Origin of the sequence: Microvirga thermotolerans, assembly GCF_009363855.1 — a bacterium.
Classification (GTDB): Bacteria; Pseudomonadota; Alphaproteobacteria; order Rhizobiales; family Beijerinckiaceae; genus Microvirga; species Microvirga thermotolerans.
This window is the reverse complement of the sequence record NZ_CP045423.1, coordinates 2,679,617-2,705,974: the sequence shown is the minus strand read 5'-3', so window position 1 is coordinate 2,705,974 and position 26,358 is coordinate 2,679,617. Positions and strand designations below refer to the sequence as shown.

The following is a 26,358-nucleotide window of genomic DNA, read 5'->3' as shown; positions in this document are numbered from 1 at the left end:
GGAGAGCTACAGTGGCGTTCTCAATCGAACGGGCACTTGCAGAATTCTTTAACAATTCTGGCGGTGGAGGGATCCAGTACGGCGGGACAGGCCAGGGAAGGCACATCACGGGCTCTCCTTCCGGCGGCAGAGGATATGTTGGCGACAAGTATCCGGCATGCGGAGGGACGGCGCATGTCAAACACCACACGCTCAAGGACACATGGAACCGAGACACCTCCCAGTGGGATAGCAACAGCTGGAATGACGTCAAGATCAAGTATCCTGGCGGCTCGGGCTATCAACATCCCGGCCCCCTAAACTATCAATCGCAAGACTACTGCAAAATAAATTCCAAGGGCTATGCCAACTGGGCTTGGCCCTATTACTGGGATTTCTTGCCCTAGCATTTGTCACGAAGCGTTGTGATCCCAGCAAGTTTGCTGGGATCCTGGTGTGTGATAGATGCCACAGGAGGGCGAGCGGCATAACGTGCACTCGCCTTTTTGTTTATGTCGTGTATAGGTGCCCTTTCGTGCCGCTTGTTGCGGTGAACGATGGGGATACTAGCGACACGGGGAGTGTGTCATGACCGAGCGGTGGACGCCCGACAGCTGGAGGAACAAGCCAATCCAGCAGGTCCCGGCCTATCCGGACCTTGAGGCGCTTGGAAACGTCGAGCAGCAGCTCGCCGGGTTTCCGCCGCTGGTTTTTGCAGGCGAGGCCAGAAAGCTGAAGCGGGCCCTCGGCAAGGTTGCCAAGGGCGAGGCCTTCCTCCTCCAGGGCGGCGACTGTGCCGAGAGCTTCGCCGAGCACTCCGCCGACAACATCCGCGACTTCTTCCGCCTGTTCCTGCAGATGGCGGTGGTGCTGACCTACGCGGGCAGCTCGCCCGTGGTGAAGGTGGGCCGCTCCGCCGGCCAGTTCGCCAAACCGCGCTCTTCCGATACGGAAGCCGTGAACGGGGTGGAGCTGCCGAGCTACCGGGGCGACATCATCAACGATATCGCCTTCACCCCCGAGGCCCGCACGCCCGATCCGCGCCGTCAGCTCATGGCCTACCGCCAGTCGGCGGCGACCCTGAACCTGATCCGCGCCTTCGCGACCGGCGGCTATGCCAACCTCGAGAATGCCCACCGCTGGATGCTGGGCTTCGTGAAGGACTCGCCCCAGTCCTCCCGCTACCGGGAGCTGGCCGAGCGCATCACGGAGAGCCTCGACTTCATGCGGGCCATCGGCATCGATCCGGAAACCCATCCGGAGATGCGCTCGACCGACTTCTACACGAGCCACGAGGCCCTGCTGCTCGGCTACGAGCAGGCGCTCACGCGCATCGATTCCACGACCGGCGACTGGTACGCCACCTCCGGCCACATGCTCTGGATCGGCGACCGTACCCGCCAGGAGGACCATGCCCACGTGGAATACATGCGCGGCATCAAGAATCCCATCGGCCTCAAGTGCGGCCCGTCCCTGACGCCGGACGGCCTGATGCGGCTCATCGACAAGCTCAACCCCGAGGACGAGCCCGGACGCCTGACCCTCATCTGCCGCTTCGGAGCCGACAAAGTGTTCGACCACCTGCCCGCCCTCGTGCGGAAGGTGAAGCAGGAGGGGCGCACGGTGGTGTGGTCCTGCGATCCCATGCACGGCAACACCATCAAGGCGGCCTCGGGCTACAAGACCCGGCCCTTCGAGCGGGTCATGAGCGAGGTCCGGGACTTCTTCGCCGTCCATCAGGCGGAGGGCACCTATGCGGGCGGCATCCACCTGGAGATGACCGGCAAGAACGTGACCGAATGCACGGGCGGCGCCCGGGCGCTCACGGACGCGGACCTCATGGACCGCTACCACACCTACTGCGACCCGCGCCTCAATGCCGAGCAGGCGCTGGAGATCGCCTTCCTGACTTCGGAACTGGTCAAGCAGGAGCGCCAGGGCCGTGCCCGGCCGGACGCGGTGGCCGCCGAGTAGTCCTCGTGCCAGGGCTGCAAATAAGAAGGGGCGCGAAAGCGCCCCTTTTCGTTGTGTTCACGATGTTCCGGGTTCGCGCCGGGTTCAGTGCAAATATCCGAGGAAGAAGAGAATCAGAATAATCGGCAGCGGAATGCCGATCAGCCACAAAAGAGCGCCTCTTAACATCGCCGTCTCCATTCGTTTCGTGGAGTGACAACGGGCTGGGCCGTTCCGGGTTCCGGGAAAGCCTGAAGGGGCGCCGCTCGCATCGCCGCCTCCCGGCACCGTGCGGCAGCCCGGGCATGCGGCACTGCTCCCCGGCCTTTCTTCCATCGCGGCGGGGAGGGGGGAAGCGGGCCGCCCGTGCGCCGGTCCTCCGGCGCCTCCCCTTGCGCAGGCTGCCGCCCTTCGCCATAGGGTTCTGCATGTCAAAGCCCATCGTCCGCTTCGCCCCGTCCCCGACCGGGCACATTCATATCGGCAACACCCGCGTCGCCCTGCTCAACGCGCTCTTCGCGCGCCGGGAGGGGGGCACCTTCATCCTGCGCTTCGACGACACGGACCTCGCGCGGTCGAAGCAGGAATACGCGGATTCCATCGAGGCCGATCTCGCCTGGCTGGGCATTCCGCCGAACGTGGTGGTGCGCCAGTCGGAGCGGTTCGAGCTCTATGACGATGCCGCGGAGCGGCTGAAGGGCATCGGCCGGCTCTATCCCTGCTACGAGACCCCGGAGGAGCTGGAGTTCCGCCGCAAGCGGCAGCTCGCCCGCGGCCTGCCGCCGATCTACGACCGGGCCGCCCTGAAGCTCACCGCCGAGGACCGCGCCAGGCTCGAGGCCGAGGGGCGGCGGCCCCACTGGCGCTTCCGGCTCGATCACCGGACCGTCGAATGGGACGATCTCGTGCGCGGCCACGCCCATGTCGATTGCGGCTCCCTCTCCGACCCGGTGCTGGTGCGGGAGGACGGCACCTATCTCTACACGCTGCCCTCCGTGGTGGACGACATCGCGCTCGGGATCACCCACGTGATCCGCGGCGAGGATCACGTCACCAACACGGCGGTGCAGATCCAGATCTTCGAGGCCCTCGGCGCGAAGGCGCCGGTCTTCGCCCATCACAGCCTGCTCATCACGGCGAGCGGGGAGGGGCTGTCGAAGCGCCTCGGGCACCTCTCGGTGAAGGGACTGCGCGAGGCCGGGCTGGAGCCGCAGGCCGTCGCGTCCCTCGCGGTTCTCGTGGGCTCGGCGGAAGCCGTGCGTCCCATGGCGGACCTCGACGAGCTCGCCCGCCTCATCGACTTCTCCCACATCTCCCGTGCTCCCGCGAAGTTCGACGAGCACGAGCTGGAGCAGCTCAACGCCCGCCTGATCCACGAGATGCCCTACGAGGCCGTGCGCGAGCGGCTCGCCGCCCTCGATGCGGACGGGGGCGAGGCGTTCTGGAACGCGATCCGCGGCAACCTGAGCAAGGTGGTGGAGGCCGCGGAATGGTGGGTCGTGGTGCGCGGGCCCATCGTGCCCCTCATCACCGAGCGGGCCTTCGTCGAGCAGGCGCGCAACCTCCTGCCGCCGGAGCCCTGGGACGGCCGGACCTGGAAGGCCTGGACCGAGGCGGTGAAGGAGGCCACCGGCGTGAAGGGCAAGGCCCTGTTCCTGCCCCTGCGCATGGCGCTCACCGGCCTCGATCACGGGCCCGAGCTCGGGGCGCTCCTGCCGCTCATCGGCCGGGAGAAGGCCTGGGCGCGGCTTTCGGGCGAGGCGGCTTAAGGCGCTCGACCTGTCGTTCCGGGGCGAGCGAAGCGAGAGCCCGGAACCTGTAACCGCTCGCGATTGAAGGATGTGGCAACGGGGCTCCACCCCTTTGTGCCGTCCCGGAATGGCAGCGGGAGTGTCACAGTCCCGCGCCGCTCTTCAGAAGCTTGTAGGTGATCGAGTCCGTGAGGGCCTGGAACGAGGCGTCGATGATGTTCGCCGAGACGCCGATGGTGGTCCAGCTGTCGCCTGCCGAATCCGAGAACTCGATGAGCACGCGCGTCACCGCGTCCGAACCGCCCTGGTAGATGCGCACCTTGTAGTCGGTGAGCTCCAGGTCCTGGATCAGGTCCTGGTACTTGCCGAGATCCTTGCGCAGCGCCACGTCGAGGGCGTTGACGGGGCCGTTGCCTTCCGCCGCCGAGATCAGCACCTCGTCGCCGACCCGCACCTTCACGATGGCCTCCGAGGCGGTCACCATCTCGCCGAGCGCATTGAAACGGCGCTCCACGTTCACCGAGAAGCGCTCGACCTGGAAGAAGGCGGGCACCTCGCCGAGCATGCGCTTGACGAGCACGTAGAAGGAGGCGTCCGCTCCCTCGAAGGCGAAGCCCTCGGCCTCCTTGCGCTTCACCTCGTCGAGGATGCGCGCCACGCGCCCGTCGCCCTTCTCGAAGGTGAAGCCGAGGCGCTTCAGCTCCGCGAGGATGTTGGACTGGCCGCCCTGATCCGAGACCAGCACCTTGCGCGCGTTGCCGACGCTTTCCGGCTCCACGTGCTCGTAGGTGCGCGGGTCCTTCAGCACGGCGGAGGCATGGATGCCCGCCTTGGTCGCGAAGGCGCTCGCGCCGACGAAGGGCGCATGGCGGTTCGGCTGGCGGTTGAGGATCTCGTCCACCTGCCGGGAGACGTGGGTGAGCTGGCTCAGGGCATCGTCCGACACGCCGAGGTCGAAGCGGGAGGCATAGCCGTCCTTCAGCTTCAGGGTGCCGATCAGGGTCACGAGATTGGCGTTGCCGCAGCGCTCCCCGAGCCCGTTGAGGGTGCCCTGGATGTGCCGCGCGCCCGCCTCCACCGCCGCGAGCGAGTTCGCGACCGCGCAGCCGCAGTCGTCGTGGGCATGGATGCCGAGGCGCTCGCCCGGAACGGTCTTCGCGACCTCGGCGACGATGGCCGAGACCTCGTGGGGCAGGGTGCCGCCGTTGGTGTCGCAGAGCACGACCCAGCGCGCGCCGGATTCGTAGGCCGTGCGCGCGCAGGAGAGCGCATAGTCCGGATTGGCCTTGTAGCCGTCGAAGAAGTGCTCGCAGTCCACGATCACCTCGCGGCCGCTCTCGCGGGCGGCGCGGACGCTGTCGCGGATGCCCGCGAGGTTCTCCTCCAGGGTCGTCTCCAGGGCCACGCGGACGTGGTAGTCCCAGGATTTGGTGACGAAGCAGATCGCGTCGGCCTTCGCTTCGAGGAGCGCCGCGACGCCGGGATCGTTGGACACGGAGCGGCCGGGCCGCTTGGTCATGCCGAAGGCGGCGAACCTGGCGCCCGTCGTGCGCTTCTCGGAGAAGAAGGCCGTGTCGAGCGGGTTCGCGCCCGGATACCCGCCCTCCACGTAATCGACCCCGATCCGGTCGAGGAGGCCGGCGATGGCGCGCTTGTCCTCCAGCGAGAAGTCGACCCCCGTGGTCTGGGCCCCGTCGCGCAGGGTCGTGTCGTACAGGTAGACGCGTTCGCGGGTCATGACGAAGCCTTCCCGTCCTCTTGCGGCGCGAGGCGCTTTTCCATGGTGGTGGTGGCGAGCCATTCGTCGCCGAGGGAGACGGTGTTCCGGCGCTGGGGCATGAAGCCGCGCCGCTCGAAGAAGGGCCGCGCCGTGTCGCTCGCATCGACGGTGAGCCGCTTCGCTCCGCGGGCGCGGGCCAGCTTCTCGACGGCATCGTAGAGCATGGACGCGACGCCCTGCCCGGCCGTTGCGGGATGGACGTAGAGGAAGTCCACGCGCTCGTTGTCCTTCAGCGAGGCGAAGCCGACCGGCAGTCCTTCCATGGTGGCGAGCAGGGTGAGGCCCTCCGCGAGGCGCGTGCCGAAGCTCTCGTCGTCGGCGATCGCCGCCCAGGCCTCCCGCTGCGCCTCGCTGTAGTCCTCCTCGGCGAGCTCCATGACGCTGGCCTGGTAGATGTCGACGAGCCGCGGGAGGTCGCCGGGCAGGAAAGGCCGCAGGGCCGGTTTCGGCAAAGACTGTCCCATCAGCGTGCGACCTCCCAGGTGGTGGTGCCGTCCTTGTTGTCCTTCACGACGACGCTGAGGGCGGCGAGCTCGTCGCGGATGCGGTCGGACTCGGCCCAGTTCTTCGCCGCGCGGGCCTCCCGGCGCGCGGCGATCAGCGCCTCGACCGTGGCGGGGTCGACGGCGAGGGCCGCCCGGCGGCGGGCCTTCCAGGCCTCCAGGCCCTCCGCCAGGAAGCCGAGGGCGCGCAGGTTGCCGATGAGCTCCGCGTGGGCGCCCGCACCGTCGAGGGCGTGGAGCTCCGCGATCATCCGCGGCGTGTTGAGGTCATCGGCCAAGGCCTCGGTGACGGGCGCGGAGAATGCGGGAGCCGCATCCGTGCCGGCGGTCAGGCCGTACCACCGGTCGAGAACCTTCTCGCTCTCCTCCAGGCCGCGCACCGTCCAGTCGATGGGCTGGCGGTAATGGGTGCGCAGCATGTTGAAGCGCAGGACCTCGCCCGGCCAGTCCTTCAGCAGGTCGTGGATCGTCAGGAAGTTGCCGAGCGACTTCGACATCTTCTCGCTTTCCACCTGCAGGAAGCCGTTGTGCATCCACACGTTGGCCATGCGCGGCATGCCGAAGGCGCAGCAGCTCTGGGCGATCTCGTTCTCGTGATGCGGGAAGACCAGGTCGATGCCGCCGCCGTGGATGTCGAAGGTCTCGCGCGCCGCCGGGTCGTCGCAGGAGAGCCTCGTCTCGAAGGCCTTGACGAGGTGCCGCCAGGACATGGCCGAGCACTCGATGTGCCAGCCCGGGCGGCCCGGCGTGGCGATTCCGGCGGGGGAGGGCCAGGACGGGTCCTTCGGCCCGGAGGGCTTCCACAGGACGAAGTCCATGGGATCGCGCTTGTAGGGCGCCACGTCCACCCGCGCACCGGAGAGCAGCTCGTCCAGGGAGCGGTTGGAGAAGGCGCCGTATTTCGGCACGTTCGGGAGCCTCTGCATCCCCGAGACGCTGAAGAGGACGTGGTCTTCCGCCACGTAGGCGGCGCCGCGCGCGATCAGCCGCTCGATGATCATGCGCATCTCGTCGATGTGCTCGGTCGCACGGGGCTCCACGAAGCGGGGCGGCTGGCCGGGCGCGTTCACGTCGTCGGGCATCAGCACGCCGAGGGCGCGGATGTCGGCGTGGAACTGCGCCTCGGTCTTCTCGGTGACGAGGCGGATGGCCTCGTTGTGGGGCAGGTCCGGGTAGTCCCGCGCCGCCCGCGCGTTGATCTTGTCGTCCACATCCGTGATGTTGCGCACATACGTTACGGCATCCTCGCCGTAGACGTGGCGCAGCAGGCGGAAGAGGAGGTCGAAGACGATGATCGGGCGGGCGTTGCCGATATGCGCATAGTCGTAGACGGTCGGCCCGCAGACGTAGAGGCGCACGTTCTTCTCGTCGATCGGGACGAAATCGTCCTTCGACCGGGTCAGCGTGTTGTAGAACCGAAGCTTCGACGCCATGAAACCATGTCCCTTCAGGCCGCAGGCCGGAGAATGGTTTCGATCTTGGAAAGAGAACGAGACGGCTCCAGCCAGCGGTTGAGCTAGCTGCAAATAATCCCGGAAATGAGGATCGCTGCCGTTTTCATGCCTCGATCAATGCCCTCTCGCCGCGTCCGCGTCAAGGTTCCCTGCCGATAGGCAGAAATTATTTGCAATCTTGCAGGAAACACGCATGAGGACACGGCGTTAGCGGATTATTCATGTCCCTTCGTGACAATAGTTCACGAGTTTCAATCAGTGAGGTCTACATGCGCCGTGCATATGCCATGCTCGGGTTGGGTACTGCTATGTTCGTGGGCGCGACCGCGTCCCTGACGCTTCTCCCCAACGGCACCCAGGCCTCGTCCACCGAAGCGACCTTCATCGTTCCCGCCGCCGACGGCTACGGGGTGGCCGAATGCCTCGTCTCCGGCAAGGCCTGCGGGCAGGTCGTCGCCGATACCTGGTGCGAGGCCCAGGGCTACGCCCGGGCGGCGTCGTTCCGCCAGACGGCGCCGGATGAGGTCACCGGGGCGGTCCAGAAGGTCGCCCTGGAGACGAAGGAATTGCGCCCGATCGCGATCACCTGCACGAACTGATCCGTGCGAGCCCGGGGCGGCCTCAGGGTCGCCCCGGCATTCCCGCCTTTCATCCGTTCAGCCATTCCCCGCATTTCGGCGGCTGCTCGTTCCCCCAGGGCATGAGCGGGACGCTGGAGGTCGAGTTCTTGGGCGAGCCCTCGATGGGGCGGTCCGAATAGACCATGTAGACCAGGGTGTTGCGCTTGGCGTCGCAGCCCCGGACGATGTGCATCCGCTTGAAGATCAGCGACCGGCGCTCGCTGAACACCACATCCCCTTGCGAGAACTTCTTCTTGAAGCGGACCGGGCCGATCTGGCGGCAGGACAGGGAGATGTCGGAGACCTCCTCCGCGACGCCGAAGGTGCCCGAGAGGCCGCCCCGCTCGGGCGTGGTGTAGTGGCAGGCCACGCCCTCGATGTCCGGGTCGTCGATGCCGTAGACCGCAAGCTTGTCGTTGGGGGTGAGGGGGCGCCAGACCGTCGACTTCTTGAAGATCACGTCCGGCTCCTGCGCCGCGGCGCCGGCGGCGGTTCCCAGGATCAGGGTGGCGGCCAGGGCAAGGCGGGCGAGCATGTCATCGGTCTCCTGGAGGCATGGTCCGGCACGGGGCGCCGGCCCGGTCTTCCCGAGGCGGCGCCATGGTCAAGCTGCTATGTGGGGATCGCGGGCGGCTTTGACGAGGGTCATTCCGGCCGGTGGCAGCACACGCAGAGCTTGTTGCCGTCGAGATCCCGGAAATAGGCCCCGTAATAGTCGGGATGGTAGTGCGGCCGCAGCCCCGGCGGCCCCTCGTCGAGGCCGCCGTTCGCCAGGGCCGCCGCATGGCAGGCGTCGACCTGCGCCCGGCGCGCGGCCATGAACGCGATCATGTTCCCGTTGCCCGGGGAGGGAGCGCCGCCGTCGAAGGGCCGGACGATCAGGAAGAGGGGCCTGCCGCCGGCGCCGTAGCCCAGGATCTGCGGCGAGGAATAGCGCACCCGCAGGCCGAGGGGGGCGAGCACCGCGTCGTAGAAGGACCTCGCCCGGTCGAGGTCATTTGCCCCGATCGTCGTATGAGAGTACATGCTGTCCCAGATCTCGGTGTGACGGGGATTCTGCCGATCCGGGGCCATGGTTGGCCTTTTCCCTGCCTTCGGCAAGGCTTCGACCACATTGGGGCCTTTTTCACGACGTCATGTGGCCCGCCCTCCGGGTGAGGGCCGTTTGTTCGAGACCGGTTTCGCGACGCTGACAATGGCAAAGACATCCTTCCTCCGCTCCCTCGTCGCCGTGGCGGCCTTCCTCGCCGCAGGCGGGGCCGCGCTTGCCCAGTCGGCCGAATGCCAGCGCTTCCGCGCCGAACTGGCCGCCCTGGAACGCAGCGGCGGGCGGACCGCCTCGGGCGAGGCCGAGAACATACGCGTCGAGATCGGGCGCCTGGTGAACTATTACCGCTCCATCGGCTGCGAGCGCGGTCCCCTCGGCTTCCTCGCCGGGCCGCCGCCCGCCGAGTGCGGCGCCATCGCCCAGCGGATCCGGCAGATGGAGGCGAACTTCGCCAGGCTGTCGGCCCAGAGCTACGATTCGGGCGATTTCGAGTTCCGCCGCCGCCAGCTCATGGCGGCGATCCAGCAGACCTGCTCGGCGGAGCCGCCGCGCGGCTTCTTCGAATCCCTCTTCGGCCCGCCCCGGGGGCAGCCGCAGCCCCAGATCATGCCCGAGGGGCAGCCCATCATCACCGAGGACCAGCCGGCCTATGGCGGCCGCAAGCTCATCTGCGTCCGGACCGGCGACGGGTCCTTCTTCCCGCTGAGCGTTTCGCCGGGCGGGCGGGAGGGCGCCAACGAGATGTGCCAGGCCCTCTGCCCGGGGACAGAGACCATCGCCTTCGCCTATCCCGGCGGAGACGACGGACTCAACCGGGCCGTGTCGGTCGTCGGCAACAGGCCCTACACCTCCCTGCCGAGCGCCTTCAAGTTCCGGAAGTCCTTCGATCCCGCCGTCGCCTGCAAGAAGGACAACGAGAGCTGGGCCGTGGTCCTGCGCCGGGCCGAGAGCATGCTGGAGCAGCGCAAGGGCGACATCATCGTGACCGCCGAGAAGGCGGAGGAGATGTCGCGGCCGAAGGTGGTCCAGGCGCGCAAGGCGGCGGAGAAGAAGACCGACGAGGAGGCCAAGGCCGCCGCCGAGACGGCCGCCTCCGCGCCCACCGCGAGCAAGGAATCCGCCGGCATCGGTCCCAAGTCCATCGAGACGGGGCGGGTGATCGCCCAGACCGAGGGCGCGAAGCGCGAGGTCGTGCTCAGCGACGGCAAGAAGCACGCCGTGCGGGTGATCGCTCCCGAGCTGATCCCGGTGCCGAACGCGAACTGACCGCGCCGGGCTCCTCAGAACTGCTGCTCGATCACGTCCGCGTTGACGACCACGCCGACCCGGCGGGCGGAGGCTTCCAGCATCGGAATCACGTCCTGAACCTGCTCGGCCACGAGATAGTTGAGCTCCAGGCCGGGCCGGATGAAGCCCTCGTTGCGCATGTGGGCGAGCAGGTTGAGCAGGGGGCGCCAGAAGCCCTTCACGTTGAGCATCAGGATCGGCTTGGTGTGCCGCCCGAGCTGGGCCCAGGTCATCTGCTCCACGAGTTCCTCGAGGGTGCCGATGCCGCCCGGCAGGGCGACGAAGGCGTCGGCCTTCTCGAACATCAGGCGCTTGCGGGTGTGCATGTCCGGGACGACGATGGTCTCCTGCACCGCCTCCAGGAGCTTCTCGCGGGATTTCAGGAATTCCGGAATGATGCCCGTGACGTAGCCGCCATGATCCAGCACGGACTGGGCGATGGTGCCCATGAGCCCGACATTGCCGCCGCCATAGACCAGGCCGATGTCCCGCTCGGCCATCGCGCGGCCTAATGCCGCCGCATTTTCAGCGAAAACGGGGTCGTCTCCGAAACCGGAGCCGCAGTAAACGCAAATGGACTTGATCGCAGGCATAGCAACATCGGGAAATTGGGGGCTAGTCCCCGTTGAGTCGTAAGGCATTATGATATTCCTTATGGCCGTAGCCTTTTGAAAGATAAACAGCTTTAATGCACGAAAGTGCCGGAACGAGACAAAGGCATCATGGCGGACGATAAACTGGGCAGGGGCACGATCGCCGTTCTCGGCGCGACGGCCGTCGCCGTCGTGGTGGCGCTTCTCGGGGTGCTGAACTGGAGCGGAGGCGAGCGGACCGCCGAGGGCGGCAGGCCGTCCCCCGCACCGGTCCCGCAGGCCGCCGCGCCCGCAGCGAAGCCCGAGGGCCCGGCCCAGGCGCAGCCTCCGGCCGCTCCCGCCAAGGCGACCGCGGAGGGCCGGCAGGCCGAGGCGCCGGCCCCGTCCTTCGACATCGTCCGCGTCGAGCCCAACGGCGACAGCGTCATCGCAGGCCGGGCCGCCCCGGGCGCCACCATCGAGCTCCTCGACGGCGACCAGGTCCATGCCCGCGCCGTGGCCGACGCTTCCGGCCTCTTCGCGATCACGCCGCCGCCTTTCCCGGTCGGCTCGCACCAGATCGTCCTGCAGTCCATCGCCCCCGACGGCACGCGCCAGCGCTCGAAGGAGAGCGTGACCGTGGCCGTCAACGGCGCGACCCGGCCGCTCGTGGCCCTGGCGGCCCCCGACAAGCCGACGGTGCTCCTGTCCAATCCCGAGCCGCCCGCCGCTCCCAGGGACGCGGGCGACAAGGCGGCAGGCGCCCGGCCCGCGCTCGCCGAACCGGAGAAGCAGGCGGCTGCCGCGCCGCCCGCACCCCCTCCCGCCGCCGCTCCTCCGGCCCAGGCCCAGCCTGCGCCCCGGGCCGAGATCAAGATCACGAGCGTCGAGACGGAGCCCGGCCGTCTCTACGTGTCCGGCCAGGCGGCGCCCGGCGCCACCGTGCGCCTCTATCTCAACGAGACCTTCGTCGCGCCCGGCGGGGCGGGGACGGACGGCCGCCTCTCCTTCGCCATCGCGAGCGGGGTCAAGCCCGGCGACTACCGGGTGCGGCTCGACGACGTGGACCCCGTGTCGGGGCAGGTGAAGTCCCGTGCCGAGGTCGCCTTCAACGTGCCCGTCGAGGCCGTTCCTCCGGCCCAGGTGGTGCAGGGCCAGACCGCGCAGGGTCAGGCCCCGCCGGCCGCCCAGGGCCAGACCGCTCCCGCTCAAGCCGCGCGGCCGTCCGCCGACCAGGCTCCCGCGGTCGCGCCCGCCGGGCCCGGCAGCCGCGTGGCCTCCGCTCTGCCCGAAGCCGCCGTGCCGCCGGGCACCGTCGTCGTGCCCAACATCGAGACCGCCATCGTCTCCAGGGGAGACAGCCTGTGGCGGATCAGCCAGCGCATCTACGGGCGGGGCATCCGCTACACGGTCATCTACGGCGCGAACCAGACGCAGATCCGCGATCCGGACCTGATCTATCCCGGCCAGGTCTTCGTCCTGCCCGCGGACCGGGCGAAGGAAACGAACTGAGGGACCGGCGCCGATCCCCCGGGGAGCCTGGGCTCCGGGCGGGGTGAATTCGTCTCGCCGATCCCTTATATGCAGATCGGCAGCTTCATCGGATTCTCGGAAAATGTCCTCCCCGTCGGCGTCCCCCCAGCACGGGGGCGCGAAAACAACGCCCGGCTTCATGACCACCGTCACACGGCTCTGGCCCTATCTGTGGCCCCACGGCCGTCGCGACCTGCAGATGCGGGTGTTCATGGCCTTCGCCCTTCTCCTGATCGCCAAGGGCGCCACCATGGTCACGCCCTTCGCCTTCAAATGGGCGACCGACGCCCTCGTGGCGGTGACGTCCGGGAGCGGCCAGTCGGCCACCGAGGCCCTGGCGACGACCGGGTCGTGGCTCTGGCGCGCGCCGATTCTCCTGACGGCGATCTACGGCATCGCCCGCATCCTCATGGCCGTGCTGACCCAGGTGCGCGACGGGCTCTTCGCCAAGGTCGCCATGCATGCGGTCCGCAAGCTCGCCATGCAGACCTTCGAGCACATGCACCGCCTGTCCCTGCGCTTCCACCTGGAGCGCAAGACCGGCGGCCTGACCCGGGTGCTGGAGCGCGGCCGCAACGGCATCGAGGAACTGTCCCGGCTCGCCGTGCTCACCCTCATCCCGACCATCGTCGAATTCGCCCTGGTGCTCGGCATCCTGGCCTGGGAGTTCGACTGGCTCTACTCGCTGGTCGTGTTCGTGATGGTGGTGATCTACCTCGCCTACACCTATCAGGCGACCCAGTGGCGCATCTCCATCCGCAAGCGGATGAACGAGTCCGACGTCGAGGCCAACACCAAAGCGGTCGATTCGCTCCTCAACTACGAGACGGTGAAGTATTTCGGCGCCGAGGCGCGCGAGGCGATCCGCTACGACCAGTCCATGGAGCGCTTCGAGAGGGCCTCGACGCAGACCTACACCTCGCTCGCGGTGCTGAATGCGGGCCAGGCGGTCATCTTCACCATCGGCATGACCATCGTGATGGTGCTCGCCGCGCGGGACATCATGGCGGGGCGCACCTCCATCGGCAGCTTCGTGCTCGTCAACGCCATGCTGGTGCAGCTCTACATCCCGCTGAACTTCATGGGCATGCTCTACCGCGAGATCAAGCAGGCTCTCATCGACATCGACGACATGTTCCGGATCCTCGACAGCAACCCGGAGATCGAGGACAGGCCGGGCGCCGGCCCGCTCCACGTGACGCAGGGGGTGGTGCGCTTCGAGGACGTGCACTTCGCCTACAATCCGGACCGGCCCATCCTGAAGGGCGTGAGCTTCGAGGTCCCCGCCGGGCACACGGTCGCCATCGTCGGGCCCTCAGGGGCGGGCAAGTCCACCATCTCGCGCCTGCTGTTCCGCTTCTACGAGCCCACCAGCGGACGCATCCTCATCGACGGGCAGAACATCGCCGACGTGCAGCAGGCCTCCCTGCGCAAGGTCATCGGCATGGTCCCGCAGGACACGGTGCTGTTCAACGACACCATCGGCTACAACATCCTGTACGGCCGCTGGGACGCCACGCCGGAGGAGGTGAGGGAGGCCGCGCGCCTCGCGCAGATCGACCGCTTCATCGGCCTCCTGCCGGAGGGCTACGACACCCCGGTGGGCGAGCGCGGGCTCAAGCTCTCGGGCGGCGAGAAGCAGCGCGTCGCCATCGCCCGCACCATTCTGAAGGGGCCGCCCATCCTCGTCCTCGACGAGGCGACCTCCGCGCTCGACTCCTTCACCGAGAAGGAGATCCAGGATGCCCTCGACCGGGTGAGCCGCGGGCGCACGACCCTGGTGATCGCGCACCGCCTGTCCACCATCGTCGGGGCGGACGAGATCATCGTCCTCGACCACGGGCGCATCGTGGAGCGCGGCACCCATGCCGGGCTCCTGGCGCAGGGCGGCGTCTATGCCGCCATGTGGAACCGCCAGCGCGAGGCGGAGGAGGCCCGCGAGACCCTCAAGCGCGCCGAGGAGGAGGAACGCGAGCGGGAAAGCGTGGCGGGTTGACGGAACCCGCCGCCCCTGCCATCCCCTCGTGGTCCAAAGAGGCTGACCGAGCATGTCCGACATTCTGGAATCGATGCGCCGCATCTTCGTCCCGATCCACAAGGAGGGCTATCCCTTCATCCTGATCGCGCTGATCGCGACCATCCTGCTGGCCATGCTGTGGTCGCCGCTGGGCTGGATCGGCACCATCCTCACGGTCTGGGTGTGCTACTTCTTCCGCGATCCGCCGCGCGTGACCCCGATCCGCGAGGGGCTGGTGGTCTCGCCCGCCGACGGGCGCGTGAGCCTCATCACCACCGCCGTGCCGCCCGCGGAGCTCGACCTGCCGCACGAGCCGATGACCCGCATCTCGGTGTTCATGAACGTGTTCGACTGCCACGTGAACCGCTCGCCCGTCACGGGCCGCATCGTGCAGATCCTCTACACCCCGGGCCTCTTCCTCAATGCGGAGCTCGACAAGGCGAGCGAGGACAACGAGCGCAACGCCCTCGTCATCGAGACCGGAGAGACGCGCATCGGCGTGGTGCAGATCGCGGGCCTCGTCGCCCGCCGCATCGTCTCCTTCGTCAAGACAGGCGATTCGCTCAGCACCGGCGAGCGCTTCGGCCTGATCCGCTTCGGCTCGCGCCTCGACGTCTACGTGCCCCTCACCGCCCAGGTCCTCGTCGGCCTCGGCCAGACCTCGGTCGCCGGCGAGACCGTCCTTGCCGATCTCACCGCAAACGAGCCGGCCCGCCAGCACCGGGTGGGGTAGGGGCCTGCGCCTCACGTTCGGGGAGAGGTTCTGTTGAAAGAATCTCCTCTCCGAGCGGAGAGTTGTATTTGCCAAAGTCTGTGAAAATCTCGGTTGCAGTCACGCTTATGCTTCGGCTGCATCATGAATCTGTTCAAACGAGGTCCGGCAATCAGCCTGCGCTGTTCCGGTCCCGTGATCTCCCGGCACGGGATCGCCCTTCTCTTGCTGTCTTCATTTCTGGTCACGGCTGCGGCCGTTTCATCAGGGGCCGAGGCCGCTTCTGCGGAGGACGCGAGAGATTGCCCGACGAGATACAGGGAGGATGTGGGCAGCGCAGAGCTGTTCCCGCCCGCCTGCGTCGGGTCCTACATCATCGGATGCCGTACCACAGAACCGATCCGAATGCCTACAGCGGATTTACCGATCCCGATAAGGAAGATCCTAATCTAAAGCGCGGCTTTTACTATGTGGGTTGTGCACCCGTCCAGACCGGAGACATCGAAGTTTTTCTAGGGTGGAAGGATGGCCCTGCCGGCGCAGAGAAGCGCTTCGTGAAAAGCACCTATGGCCTTAGCGTTCTCTACTTCCTGGAAGACGGCAAACAGCAGTTCATTTACGGGACGATCGCGACCGAACGTGCCAAGAGCGATGGCTTGCCCATCATCATGCACACAAGCGATTGGGTGTGCGCGTTGCATAAATCTTGAAATGAGTGCGCTGTTCGAATTCGTAAGATCGGAACGGCGGATATGAAACGGGGCGCGACCGTGCATCCCCTTCATCGTAGATCCCGTCAGCCCTCTCGCATTTGTGGAAAACTCTCAGTCGCCGAAGAGCGCCTCCATGAACGGAGGGTTGTGGCTAATAAGTTTCTTGGAATTATCGGTTGCGGTAACGACAGGTCGTGACTGCGAAATGGGATGCTTAACAGCGAGTATACGGCGATGGGCTTGCGCTGCCCTAATGATGCAAACTTTTGTGTACCTGTCCGCATCGCCGAGCTTTGCGCAGACATACGAAATTGAGAGCGATGCTCTCAACACCCCTTTCGATAAGATTCTCCGTTACGCTCGTCTTATAGAGGTCGAGAAGTATGCTATAGAATATCTAAAGCCGTATTTTACAAATTTCTGCAATAAGAAAGACCTTTCAGAGCTCTATTCTGCAAAGTTTCAGTGTAAAAACCGGATCTGCGTGACTAATCGAACGTGGGTTTATGGAAGTATATTTAATTCCAAACGCAATGTCAGGCGATGGTACTTCCGGGCAGATTTAAATAAACTCGAATGCCCGAAGATAAGCGTTAGATTCTGGTCGAATTTAGATAACAGGAACGGTAGATATGGACAAGAAAGAACAGAACAATTGGTCCGTTGAATATTCTAATCGCCCTGTTGCGGGATTAGGGGCTCATGGAATCATAAGTGTACGAAATGCCGATGGCGACATTATCAGATCCTATGAAGGACTTTCCTACGGGGAGGATGGCCAATTTAAAACTATGGGAACCCTTGTTTCTGATAATATTAAGGCGCGCATAACTGAAGGCATCTCAATTAATTATGACCCGTCGAGTCCCTCTGAAGTTCTGTTCAGCGGTCCTCGCGAAGAAATCATGTCTATGATGGATGCTGCCGACATGGCGGTTAACGAAATTAATAAAGTTGATATCGACTATCCTCCATTCGGTGTTGTCTCTACCCCACGCTCCATCGGCCGAAGCAACAGCAACGCAGTTATTGAAACGATTTCTGTCGCCATGGGAGTAAAGCCGCCGCTGTCCAATACTCTGCCGATTCCAGGGCAGGGTGTTCTCCTGCTCAAAGAAGAAAAGCTTCTTGAGATCCGCGCTGCGACTTGGGACAAAACCGGCTCCACTCTTGAAACCCATTGTTTCCTCGCCGACACGCCAATTCTGATGGCGGACGGGTCGGAGAAGCCGATCCAGGACATCCGCCCGGGCGATATGGTCATGGCTTTCGATCCCAAGGCCAATAACGGCCTGGGCGACAGGCAACCTGCCCGCGTCAGGCGCACCTTCCAGAACGTCACCAAGACGATCATCGACCTGCGCGGGTTGCGCATGACGCCGGGCCATGTGGTGCTGTCCGATAACGGGAGTGGTTGAAGATCGCGGACGTGCTGCGCCGGGATCGGGCGATGGTCGAGGAGCGCAAGGATGGGCCGGTCCTGGTGCGGGCGCGCACCGGAGCGGTCGTCGGCTCGGAGGAGGATGCGCCGGTCACGGTGGTGTTCGCCGACCGGGAGGGCAGGCCGCACAGGGCGGTGGTGCGGGCCGGGATCGTCTGCATCGCCGGGCGGCTGGCGGACGGCTCGCGGGAGGGCTGGAGCCTGGCGCGGGTGCTGCGCCACCAGAACTACACGATCCATCCGGACGGGATGCTGACCGGAGCCGACGGCCGGTTCTACAACGCCACGCCTTGGCCGGGTGGTACGCCGCTGGACGCGCCGTTCCAGGAGAACTGGGTGGTCTCGGTCGACGACCGGCCCTGCATGCCGGCTTGGATCGCCGGGATTCGCGACCAGGACGAGGCGCAGGCCGTGAACGGGGAGCCCGGCTTCGCGGCGTCGCGCCCCTTTGCCTCCAACCTCAACAGGAAGGAGCGTCGCCGCCTCGCCGCCTTGCGGGTCGTGAAGAGCTGACCCGCCATTCGGAACGGGCGGGCGAGGAGGCGGCCCACTTGGGCTCGCGAACCGCGGTTCCATGCGGCAGCCTGCTCTTGCAGCCGGGCAGGGCCGCCCTTAAAACCCGGGCATGAGCGATCTTTTTCCTCCCTTCGCGCCCGATCCGGACGAGCCGCGCAAGCGGCTCTTCAAGCCGGTGCCGTTCCGCGTCATCGTGCCGAACATCATCACGCTGGTGGCGCTGTGCCTGGGGCTGACGGCCATCCGCCTCGCCTATGAGGGGCGGCTGGAGCCGGCGGTCTTCGCCATCATCGTGGCGGCGGCGCTCGACGGGGTCGACGGGCGGGTGGCGCGCATGCTGAAGGGGACCTCGCGCTTCGGCGCCGAGCTCGATTCCCTGGCCGACTTCGTCAATTTCGGCGTGACCCCGGCGCTCGTGCTCTACAGCTTCGTCCTGCACGAGCTGAAATCGGTAGGCTGGATCGCGGTGCTGGTCTTCGCCATCGCCATGGTGCTGCGGCTCGCCCGCTTCAACGTGATGCTCGACACGCCGAACCGGCCCGAATGGCAGAAGAACTTCTTCACCGGCATGCCCGCGCCCGCCGGCGCCATCACCTCGCTCCTGCCGATCTACCTGCATTTCCTCGGCGTGCCGATCGTCGACGCCTCGGTGGCGCCGGTGGTGCTCGTCTATCTCCTCGGCCTCGCCTTCCTGATGGTGTCCACGATCCCGGTCTATTCGGGCAAGACTATCGGCAAGTACGTGCCGCGCCACTGGGTCCTGCCCATCTTCGTGGTCTCCGTGGCCCTGTTCGGGCTCCTGGTCAGCTTTCCGTTCGAGATGCTCACGGCGATCACCGTTCTCTTCCTGGCTTCGATCCCGGTCAGCGCCATGCGCTACCGCCGCCTGGAGCGGCTGGAGGCCGCCGCCGCGGCAGCGGCAGCGGAGCCGCCCCGGGCGGAGACGGGCGCCTGAAGCGCGGGTGCTTGAAACGCGGCCGGGCGAAGCCATGTTCTGGCGGGGTGGGCTGGCCCCGCGTAGCGATCGTGATCTCAAGGGGAGCGACCAGCGGCTCCTCCATGCCTGGAGACTATCGTGGCGTCCTTTTCCGAGGTGACTGGATCCGGCTGGCGACCGAAGCTGGTGCTGGCCTCCGCATCGCCCCGCCGGCTCGCGCTGCTGCAGCAGGCGGGCATCGAGCCGGACGCCCTGCTGCCCGCCGACGTGGACGAGACGCCCCGCAAGTCGGAGAACCCGCGCGAGCTCGCCAAGCGCCTCGCCAAGGAGAAGGCCGAGGTGGCCCGCCGCGCCGCCCGCAACGGGGACGACCTGCGCGAGGCCTACATCCTCTCCGCGGATACGGTGGTGGTGGCGGGCGGGCGGATCCTGCCCAAGGCCGAGGTGGTGGACGAGGCGGCGGCCTGCCTGCGGCTGCTCTCCGGCCGGGCGCACCGGGTCTACACCGCCATCTGCCTCGTGACGCCGAAGGATTCGGTGCGCCTGCGCATGGTGGAGACGCGGGTGCGTTTCAAGCGCCTCTCCAAGGACGAGTTCGAGCGCTATCTCGCCTCCGGCGAATGGCGCGGCAAGGCGGGCGGCTACGCCATCCAGGGGCTCGCCGGCACCTTCGTGGTGAAGCTCGTGGGCTCCTATTCCAATGTGGTCGGGCTGCCCCTCTACGAGACCGTCGCCCTGCTCGACGGGGAGGGCTATCCCGTCCGCTTCAGCTGGCTCAACGCCGCCTGAGCCCGGCTCTGCCATGACTCCCGCCAACGAGAACCAGCCCAAGGCCTCCGCCGGCAAGTGCCCGATCTGCGGCAAGCCCGCGAATCCGGATGACCGGCCCTTCTGCTCCAAGCGCTGCGCCGACGTGGACCTCCAGCGCTGGCTCTCCGGCCGCTATGCGATTCCGGTGGTCGAGGAGGACGACAAGCCCGACGAGGAGGAGCGGGAGAGCTGAGGGGCCGACGTCGGTCGTCCCCCTCGTCGCCGCGTTCGGCTCCGCTGCCGGTGCATGGATGGGGCGATGGTGCTGGCGAACCCTGTGCCGTTCGAGCCGCCTACTCCTCGGAGCGGCTCGTCGCGTCACGATTGCGTTCGTACCGTCGCGCGAGCGGAAACGGCGGCAACCAGGACTCGCGCCGGACGGTCCACAGTTCGTAGGTCGGCCTCAACCGGTCGGGGGCGTCGAGGGACCCCAGGTTCACCTCGATTTCGTCTGCGGTGCGGGCGAAGACCGGCGAGCCGCAGCGGGGACAGAAGAACCGCCCGGCATAGTCGCGGGTTTCGCCCTCGACCGTCACCGCGTCCTCAGGGAAAATCGCGGACGCCTGGAAGAGCGCCCCATGGTGCTTGCGGCAGTCGAGACAGTGGCAGATTCCGACCCGGTATGGGCGTCCCGACGCCACGATTCGAACGTTGCCGCACAGGCAACCACCTGTGTATCGGTCCATGTGGCGTCTCCTCCAAGATCGAGCGGGCGGAATGTCCACGAAGGACGGCATGGTCCATCCTGGCCAAGCCCGGCCGCGCTGCCTAAAACATCGAGCGCACAAATGGGAACCGTTTTTTGCGCGAAAAGATGCGTGAAATCATAAGCCCGGGGCATCGAACGTGAGTTCGGATTCTCGTCCGATGCTCTGGCATGACCGATCCGCTGCGGCGATTGGCGAGGTCCTACGATCCGCAGACGCCTCGAGGGCGGACATGAGGATGTGAACCCGCTTGCGTTTGCAGGAATGGCTTGCCGGGGAGACGCAGGCCGCGGCAACGCCTGCGAGGACCTGCACGGAGTTCGTACGGCTGGGTTTCTAGATCGGGGAAAGTGGTGCCCAGGGGCGGAATCGAACCACCGACACTGCGATTTTCAGTCGCATGCTCTACCAACTGAGCTACCTGGGCGTCCGGCGCGGCGCTGGGCCGTTTGCGTCGGAGGCCGGTTGTATAGTCAGAGGCGGACCTCATGTCCAGCGGGTTCGCGCGACAAAAGGTGGAAATTTTTGAACCGGCGTCGCGCCGTCGGTGCACCGCGGCTGTGCGCGGGGCAGGGTGGGAGGTCAGCCGGAGGAGGGGCTGGAAAGAGAGAACCGGAGCGCACCGTGCGGCGGACTCCTGACGGCGCGCGGAGAGACCTCGTCCGCCCCGCGCGCCGCGAAGGCCGCTGCGCTCAGACGAACATGCCTCCGAGCTCGGTCCCGTTGGTCCAGACCAGGCGCACCGTCGCGGAGGCGCCCTGGTCGGGAATCTCCAGGTCGAATTCCAGCGGGATCTCGCCGGGCTCGGACAGGGCGATGCGCACGCCGGTCTCTGACAGGTCCCGCACGACGCAGTCGATGACGAACGGGTGATCCGCGTGCGAGATCCGCCCTTCGAGATGGGTGGGAAAACGCCGGCTCGCCCGACGTTCGGTCGTCCCCTGAATCATGTGCATGGTCCTGTCGTTGAGGTCAGGAAGGTATGGGCCGCGAGCCTGACGCGGGCCTGTCCTGAACCGGCAGCCGGAAGCCGGTCCGACGAAGGTCGAAGGGCTAGGCCGGGGCGCCTGCGGCGCCCGTCCGCGTCAGGTCACCTGCAGCACGGCGCAGGGAGCGCCCCGGCCGTCCTCGAAGACGCCGGCCGTGAGCGCGCCGCCGAACACGGCGGCGGTGTCGAGATTGGTGCGGTGGCGAAGGATCTCGGGGTCCGTGCTGCGCAGGGGCGTGTGGCCGTGGACCACGTGCTTGCCGAAGTCGTAGTCGGCGGCGAGGAACGGCTCGCGGATCCAGATCTTGTCCATCTCCGTCTGGTCGGAGAGCGGCCGCCCCGGCATGAGGCCCGCATGGACGAAGACGCGCCATTCGTCCTCGTAGGAGGTGGGGAGCGTGCCGAGCCACGCCCGCACGCCAGCCGGGATCCGGTGCGGATCCGTGACCCTGTAAGAGGCGAGGGTGGCGATGCCGCCGTTGAGAAGCCAGCCTTCGAGCGCCGCAGGGTGACGCAGGGCGGTGAGCAGCATCGCCTCGTGATTGCCCATGAGGGGCACGACCCTGTCGGGGGCCCCGGCCTGGAGCGCACGGACGGTCTCGACGACCCCGGCGCTGTCGGGCCCCCGGTCGATGTAGTCGCCGAGGAGGACGAGCCGGTGCGGACGTCCGCCCGCATGGTCGCGGATCTTCTCGAGAAGCCGCTCGAGGAGATCGTGCCGTCCGTGAATGTCGCCGATGGCGTAGGTCAGCATCCTTCTTAGATGGGCGGCCCCGCGCCGCCCTGAAGGGCAGGGGCGGGGGCCGGGATGCTCCCTGTCGTCGCAGGCCTCAGAAGCTCGCGCTCTGCGCCGGGTTCGCGGAGATCACCATCTCCTCGGGCGTCAGGCCGGGGCGCCCCCGGTTGATCACCACCACCGGCGTGCCGACGGGCACGCGGCTGAACAGGTCGATGATGTCCTGGTTGAACATGCGGATGCAGCCGCTGGACACGGACTGGCCGATGGACCAGGGCTCCGAGGTGCCGTGGATCCGGTACAGGGTGTCCTGCCCGTCCCGATAGAGATAGAGCGCCCGGGCGCCGAGAGGGTTGCCGAGGCCGGGCGGCATGCCTCCGGCCCAGGGACCGTTGCGCTCCGGCTCGCGCCTGATCATGGCGGGGGTGGGAGTCCAGCGCGGCCAGGCCGCCTTGCGCCCGACCTGGGCGCGGCCGCTCCAGGTCCGGCCCTCGGCGCCGACGCCGATGCCGTAGCGGATGGCGCGTCCGTTCTCCCGCACGAGGTAGAGATACCGGTTGTCCGTATCGACGACGACGGTGCCGGGCTGCTCCGGGCCGTTATAGGCCACCTCGCGCCGCAGGAAGCGCGGATCGACCTCCGAAATGTCCGTCGCGGGAAGCGGGAACGGCTCGTCCGGCTTCGGTCCGTACATCGCGGCATAGGTCGGATCCACGGCGCGGGCCGCCTGCTGGGGAGCCGGCTGCGTGGAGACGCATCCGGCCATGGCGAGGGGCACCAGGATCGCGCCGATGCGCCTGAGAAGGGACCGCGCGATGGGGGTCGGGATCAGATCGGCAACAAACATCAGTGGAGACTCGTCGTTTCTTGGTTTTGAGGACATTCGCATCCGCGGCGGGCGGATAGGGCGGACGCGCCGGAAGCAAGGTTCAAAACCGCGACGTGGCTGCAAGGTGAATTGTTCGTGGCGACAATAAGGCCGCGCCGATCTGTGCCTCCAAGGCCACACTCCGCCGCGGCCGCCCGCGACGATCGTTCGTTCCCGCCAGCGACTTGGCGGGCGCCCTCCGAACGGTCAGGAGGCGCGCGCCCCCTTCGGGAGCGCCCGGCGCGGGACCGGACGCGGCACGTGACCCGCCTTTGCGTTCGCGCAATCGTGAACGCTGCCCTGGCCCGCGAGCTCCTCGAGGATCGGGCATTCCGGCCGGTCGTCCCCATGGCAGTTGTGCGCCAGGTGCTTCAGGGTCTCGCTCATGGAGCGCAGCTCCGCGATCTTCCGCTCAAGGGCCTGGATGTGTCCGAGGGCGATGGCCTTGACGTCCGTGCTGGCGCGGCTGCGGTCCTGCCAGAGCGACACCAGCTCGCCGATCTGCTCGACGGAGAAGCCGAGGTCGCGCGCCCGGCGGATGAAGCGCAGGGTATGCACGTCGCTGTCGGAATAGACCCGATAGCCGGCTTCCGTGCGCACCGTCTTGGGGATGAGGCCGATGGATTCGTAGTAGCGGATCATCTTCGCGGAGACGCCCGAGCGTTCCGCCGCCTGTCCGATGTTCATGCGCTTTCTCCTGCCATCCGTTCCCCTGCCAACCGTTCTCCTGCCAACCGTTCTCCTGCCGCGCGCTCGACGCTGTGTCCCGCCGCCGCCGGGCCTGCCCCGCCCGGCAGCAGCGGCCGGAAGCGGCGCAGGCGCAGGGCGTTCCCGACGACGAAGACGCTCGACAGAGCCATGGCGCCCGCCGCGATGGCCGGAGACAGGAGCACCCCGTCGACGGGATAGAGAAGGCCCGCGGCGACGGGAATGAGGATCACGTTGTAGGCGAAGGCCCAGAAGAGGTTCTGCTTGATGTTGCGGATCGTCGCCTGCGACAGGCCGATGGCGTTCGCCACGCCGCGCAGGTCGCCCGACATGAGCACCACGTCCGCGCTTTCGATGGCGATGTCGGTGCCGGTGCCGATGGCGAGGCCGATATCCGCCTCCGCCAGGGCCGGGGCATCGTTGATGCCGTCGCCGACGAAGGCGATGGGCCCGTGCTCTCCCCGCAGGCGGCGGACCGTCTCCACCTTCGCCTCGGGGAGGACCTCGGCGACCACCTCGTCGATGCCGACCTGCCGGGCGATGGCTTCCGCCGTGCGGCGGTTGTCGCCCGTGACCATGGCGACCCTCAGGCCGAGCGCGTGGAGGGCGGCGACGGCCTCCCGGGTCGAAGGCTTGAGCGGGTCGGCGACCGCGACGATCGCGGCGAGCTTCCCGTCGATGGCGGCGTAGAGCGGGCTCTTGCCCTCGGCGCCGAGGCGGGCCGCCGTCGTCGCGAAGGCCGTGGCCGGAATGCCGATGCGCACCATGAACCGGTCCGCGCCGACCTCGACCCGGCGCCCTTCGACCATGGCCGAGACGCCGAAGCCCGGCAGGGCTTCGAAGCGCTCGGGAGAGGCGACGGCCAGCCCCCGGCTCCTGGCGGCGCCGACGATGGCCTCCGCGATGGGATGCTCCGAGCGGCTTTCCACGGAGGCGACGAGGCGGAGCACCTCCGCTTCCGAGAAGCCGTCCGCCACGACGAAATCGGTCAGGGTCGGCTTGCCGAGGGTGAGGGTGCCGGTCTTGTCGAGGGCGACGATGCGCGCGTTCCGGAGGCTCTGAAGCGCCTCGCCCTGGCGGAAGAGCACGCCCAGCTCCGCGGCGCGCCCCGTCCCGACCATGATCGAGGTCGGCGTGGCGAGGCCCATGGCGCAGGGGCAGGCGATGATGAGCACCGCCACCGCGTTCACGAGCGCGAAGGAGAGGGCGGGACCCGGCCCGGCCCACAGCCAGATCGCGAAGGTCAGGGCGGCGGCGGCCATGACGGCTGGCACGAACCAGGCCGTGACCCGGTCGACCATCGCCTGGATCGGCAGCTTGGAGCCCTGTGCCTCCTCCACCATGCGGATGATCTGGGCGAGCACGGTCTCCGCGCCGACCTTCGTCGCCGTGAAGGTGAAGCTCCCGGTCCTGTTCACCGTGCCGCCGACCACCGATGCGCCCTGCGACTTCTGAACTGGGACGGGTTCGCCGGTGATCATGGATTCGTCCACGAAGGACGAGCCTTCCACCACCTCGCCGTCGACGGGGATGCGCTCGCCGGGGCGCACCTGGACGACGTCTCCCGCCTTCACCTCGTCGAGGGCCACCTCCCGGAAGGTGCCGTCGATGAGGACGCGGGCCGTCTTCGCCTGCAGTCCCATCAGCCGCTTGATGGCCTCCGACGTGCGCCCCTTCGCCCGCGCCTCGAGGAACCGGCCGAGGAGGATCAGGGTGACGATGACGGCGGCGGCCTCGTAATAGACGTTCCGCGTCCCCGCCGGCAGCAGCCCCGGCAGGAAGGTGGCGACGAGGGAATAGCCGTAGGCCGCTCCCGTGCCGAGCACGACGAGGGAATCCATGTCGGGTGCGAGGCGCAGGAGGGCGGGAATGCCCTTTCTGAAGAAGCGCAGGCCCGGGCCGAACAGCACGAGGGTCGCGAGGGCGAACTGGAGATACCGGCTCTCGTCGTGGCCGATGGTCGCCATCACCCAGTCATGGACGGCGGAAATGAAGTGCGAGCCCATCTCCAGGATGAAGAGGGGGAGGGTCAGCACGGCGGCGAAGGCGAGCGAGCGCCGCAGGGCCGCATTCTCCGCCGCGCGGGCCGCAGCCTCCCGGTCGGCCTCCGCGCCGGGCGCGGCGACGGGGCGGGCCTGGTAGCCGGTCTTCTCCACGGCGGCGACCAGGCGGGCAGGCATGTCGCTTCCGCCCAGGTACCGGACGGCCGCCCGGCCGGTCGCGAGGTTCACGTTGGCCTCGACGACACCCGGCACGCGGGCGAGCGCCTTCTCCACGCGCCCGACGCAGGAAGCGCAGGTCATGCCTTCCACCGCCAGCTCGGTGCGGTCGAGGCGGGGCTCGTAGCCTGCGTTGCGGATGGCCTCGGCCACCGCATCGGGCGTGGCACGGGACCCGGACAGGGACACCCGCGCCCGCTCCGTCGCCAGGTTGACGCTCGCCGAGGTCACGCCCTCGACCTTCCGGATCGCCTTCTCGACCCGGGTCACGCAGGAAGCGCAGGTCATCCCCTCGATGGGAATGTCCAAGGTGAGGTCCGGTGAGGAACGCCCGTCGGCCATGTTGAATCTCCTGATTCCCTATCCTGGCACAGGCTTATGGACCTTCCCATCATGGGAAGGTCAAGGGCGCAAGACGCACGGCGATTCGTCCAAGCGGAGGATGCAGAAGCGGCCCGGATGAAAACGCGGGAAGGGGAAATCCGGTCCTGCGGGAGGGTTTCGGC

25 protein-coding genes and 1 tRNA gene are annotated in these 26,358 nt (G+C 67.3%); 13 read left to right on the top strand and 13 right to left on the bottom strand.

The window, feature by feature from the left end:
* Positions 1 to 567: 567 nt before the first annotated feature.
* Both GDR74_RS12790 and gltX read left to right on the top strand, forming a co-directional pair.
* Positions 568 to 1,953: a class II 3-deoxy-7-phosphoheptulonate synthase gene (locus tag GDR74_RS12790; RefSeq protein WP_152586662.1), complete on the top strand. Its 1,386-nt coding sequence runs from the start codon at positions 568 to 570 to the stop codon at positions 1,951 to 1,953.
* A 407-nt stretch (positions 1,954 to 2,360) separates the two neighbouring features.
* On the top strand, positions 2,361 to 3,701 hold the full coding sequence (gltX, locus tag GDR74_RS12785) for a glutamate--tRNA ligase (protein ID WP_152586661.1): 1,341 nt from the start codon (positions 2,361 to 2,363) through the stop codon (positions 3,699 to 3,701).
* 124 nt (positions 3,702 to 3,825) lie between these two features.
* Here the strand turns inward: gltX and cimA are convergent, their stop codons facing one another.
* The 3 genes from cimA to cysS are packed head-to-tail and all read right to left on the bottom strand — an operon-like array spanning position 3,826 to position 7,399.
* Positions 3,826 to 5,421 carry a citramalate synthase gene (gene cimA / locus GDR74_RS12780; RefSeq protein WP_152586660.1) on the bottom strand — a complete coding sequence of 532 codons (1,596 nt, stop codon included), beginning with the start codon at positions 5,419 to 5,421 and terminating at the stop codon, positions 3,826 to 3,828.
* Positions 5,418 to 5,927: a GNAT family N-acetyltransferase gene (locus GDR74_RS12775; RefSeq protein WP_152586659.1), complete on the bottom strand. Its 510-nt coding sequence runs from the start codon at positions 5,925 to 5,927 to the stop codon at positions 5,418 to 5,420. Before GDR74_RS12775 ends, cimA begins: the two co-directional genes overlap by 4 nt.
* Positions 5,927 to 7,399 carry a cysteine--tRNA ligase gene (cysS, locus tag GDR74_RS12770; protein ID WP_152586658.1) on the bottom strand — a complete coding sequence of 491 codons (1,473 nt, stop codon included), beginning with the start codon at positions 7,397 to 7,399 and terminating at the stop codon, positions 5,927 to 5,929. The genes GDR74_RS12775 and cysS overlap by 1 nt, the downstream gene beginning before the upstream one ends.
* Positions 7,400 to 7,689: 290 nt before the next feature.
* Here cysS and GDR74_RS12765 point away from each other — a divergent pair, with 290 nt between their 5' ends.
* The gene (locus GDR74_RS12765) at positions 7,690 to 8,019 is read left to right on the top strand and encodes a hypothetical protein (RefSeq protein WP_152586657.1); all 330 of its coding nucleotides are present in this window, start codon (positions 7,690 to 7,692) and stop codon (positions 8,017 to 8,019) included.
* A gap of 49 nt (positions 8,020 to 8,068) precedes the next feature.
* On the opposite strand, the gene GDR74_RS12760 is transcribed toward GDR74_RS12765, so the two are convergent.
* Positions 8,069 to 8,575: a CreA family protein gene (locus tag GDR74_RS12760; RefSeq protein ID WP_152586656.1), complete on the bottom strand. Its 507-nt coding sequence runs from the start codon at positions 8,573 to 8,575 to the stop codon at positions 8,069 to 8,071.
* A gap of 110 nt (positions 8,576 to 8,685) precedes the next feature.
* Entirely contained in the window at positions 8,686 to 9,066 is a 381-nt protein-coding gene (locus GDR74_RS12755; protein ID WP_152587760.1) for a VOC family protein, read from the bottom strand.
* 169 nt (positions 9,067 to 9,235) lie between these two features.
* Here GDR74_RS12755 and GDR74_RS12750 point away from each other — a divergent pair, with 169 nt between their 5' ends.
* The gene (locus GDR74_RS12750) at positions 9,236 to 10,354 is read left to right on the top strand and encodes a DUF2865 domain-containing protein (protein ID WP_152586655.1); all 1,119 of its coding nucleotides are present in this window, start codon (positions 9,236 to 9,238) and stop codon (positions 10,352 to 10,354) included.
* 14 nt (positions 10,355 to 10,368) lie between these two features.
* Here the strand turns inward: GDR74_RS12750 and GDR74_RS12745 are convergent, their stop codons facing one another.
* The gene (locus GDR74_RS12745) at positions 10,369 to 10,968 is read right to left on the bottom strand and encodes an LOG family protein (protein ID WP_152586654.1); all 600 of its coding nucleotides are present in this window, start codon (positions 10,966 to 10,968) and stop codon (positions 10,369 to 10,371) included.
* 129 nt (positions 10,969 to 11,097) lie between these two features.
* Between GDR74_RS12745 and GDR74_RS12740 the strand changes: the two genes are divergently transcribed.
* The 9 genes from GDR74_RS12740 (at position 11,098) to yacG (ending at position 19,819) form a co-directional block, all read left to right on the top strand.
* Positions 11,098 to 12,459: a LysM peptidoglycan-binding domain-containing protein gene (locus tag GDR74_RS12740; protein WP_152586653.1), complete on the top strand. Its 1,362-nt coding sequence runs from the start codon at positions 11,098 to 11,100 to the stop codon at positions 12,457 to 12,459.
* A gap of 103 nt (positions 12,460 to 12,562) precedes the next feature.
* A complete protein-coding gene (locus tag GDR74_RS12735) occupies positions 12,563 to 14,476 on the top strand; it encodes an ABCB family ABC transporter ATP-binding protein/permease (protein WP_152586652.1) in 1,914 nt (637 codons plus the stop codon).
* Between the two features lie 52 nt (positions 14,477 to 14,528).
* Complete coding sequence (locus GDR74_RS12730; protein ID WP_152586651.1) at positions 14,529 to 15,230, top strand: phosphatidylserine decarboxylase; 702 nt, start codon at positions 14,529 to 14,531, stop codon at positions 15,228 to 15,230.
* Positions 15,231 to 15,589: 359 nt separating this feature from the next.
* Positions 15,590 to 15,919, top strand: coding sequence for a hypothetical protein (locus GDR74_RS12725; RefSeq protein WP_152586650.1), 330 nt, complete (start codon positions 15,590 to 15,592; stop codon positions 15,917 to 15,919).
* Positions 15,920 to 16,554: 635 nt separating this feature from the next.
* The gene (locus GDR74_RS12720) at positions 16,555 to 17,340 is read left to right on the top strand and encodes a Hint domain-containing protein (protein ID WP_152586649.1); all 786 of its coding nucleotides are present in this window, start codon (positions 16,555 to 16,557) and stop codon (positions 17,338 to 17,340) included.
* Entirely contained in the window at positions 17,337 to 17,876 is a 540-nt protein-coding gene (locus GDR74_RS12715; RefSeq protein ID WP_152586648.1) for a hypothetical protein, read from the top strand. The genes GDR74_RS12720 and GDR74_RS12715 overlap by 4 nt, the downstream gene beginning before the upstream one ends.
* 112 nt (positions 17,877 to 17,988) lie before the next feature.
* On the top strand, positions 17,989 to 18,834 hold the full coding sequence (locus GDR74_RS12710) for a CDP-alcohol phosphatidyltransferase family protein (protein ID WP_152586647.1): 846 nt from the start codon (positions 17,989 to 17,991) through the stop codon (positions 18,832 to 18,834).
* Between the two features lie 120 nt (positions 18,835 to 18,954).
* Complete coding sequence (locus tag GDR74_RS12705; RefSeq protein ID WP_152586646.1) at positions 18,955 to 19,605, top strand: Maf-like protein; 651 nt, start codon at positions 18,955 to 18,957, stop codon at positions 19,603 to 19,605.
* A 13-nt stretch (positions 19,606 to 19,618) separates the two neighbouring features.
* On the top strand, positions 19,619 to 19,819 hold the full coding sequence (yacG, locus tag GDR74_RS12700) for a DNA gyrase inhibitor YacG (RefSeq protein WP_152586645.1): 201 nt from the start codon (positions 19,619 to 19,621) through the stop codon (positions 19,817 to 19,819).
* Between the two features lie 100 nt (positions 19,820 to 19,919).
* Here the strand turns inward: yacG and GDR74_RS12695 are convergent, their stop codons facing one another.
* The 7 genes from GDR74_RS12695 to GDR74_RS12665 form a co-directional block, all read right to left on the bottom strand.
* Complete coding sequence (locus tag GDR74_RS12695) at positions 19,920 to 20,312, bottom strand: GFA family protein (protein WP_152586644.1); 393 nt, start codon at positions 20,310 to 20,312, stop codon at positions 19,920 to 19,922.
* A gap of 372 nt (positions 20,313 to 20,684) precedes the next feature.
* Positions 20,685 to 20,760 (bottom strand) — tRNA-Phe (locus GDR74_RS12690).
* A gap of 265 nt (positions 20,761 to 21,025) precedes the next feature.
* A complete protein-coding gene (locus tag GDR74_RS12685) occupies positions 21,026 to 21,289 on the bottom strand; it encodes a PilZ domain-containing protein (RefSeq protein ID WP_246179417.1) in 264 nt (87 codons plus the stop codon).
* A gap of 129 nt (positions 21,290 to 21,418) precedes the next feature.
* Entirely contained in the window at positions 21,419 to 22,075 is a 657-nt protein-coding gene (locus tag GDR74_RS12680) for a metallophosphoesterase family protein (protein ID WP_152586643.1), read from the bottom strand.
* A gap of 76 nt (positions 22,076 to 22,151) precedes the next feature.
* Positions 22,152 to 22,904 (bottom strand): L,D-transpeptidase, encoded by a 753-nt coding sequence (locus tag GDR74_RS12675; RefSeq protein ID WP_152586642.1) that lies wholly within the window; start codon positions 22,902 to 22,904, stop codon positions 22,152 to 22,154.
* Between the two features lie 228 nt (positions 22,905 to 23,132).
* Positions 23,133 to 23,612 carry a Cu(I)-responsive transcriptional regulator gene (gene cueR / locus GDR74_RS12670; RefSeq protein ID WP_152586641.1) on the bottom strand — a complete coding sequence of 160 codons (480 nt, stop codon included), beginning with the start codon at positions 23,610 to 23,612 and terminating at the stop codon, positions 23,133 to 23,135.
* Positions 23,609 to 26,194, bottom strand: a complete 2,586-nt coding sequence (locus GDR74_RS12665) for a heavy metal translocating P-type ATPase (protein ID WP_152586640.1) — start codon at positions 26,192 to 26,194, stop codon at positions 23,609 to 23,611. The genes cueR and GDR74_RS12665 overlap by 4 nt, the downstream gene beginning before the upstream one ends.
* Positions 26,195 to 26,358 lie beyond the last annotated feature (164 nt).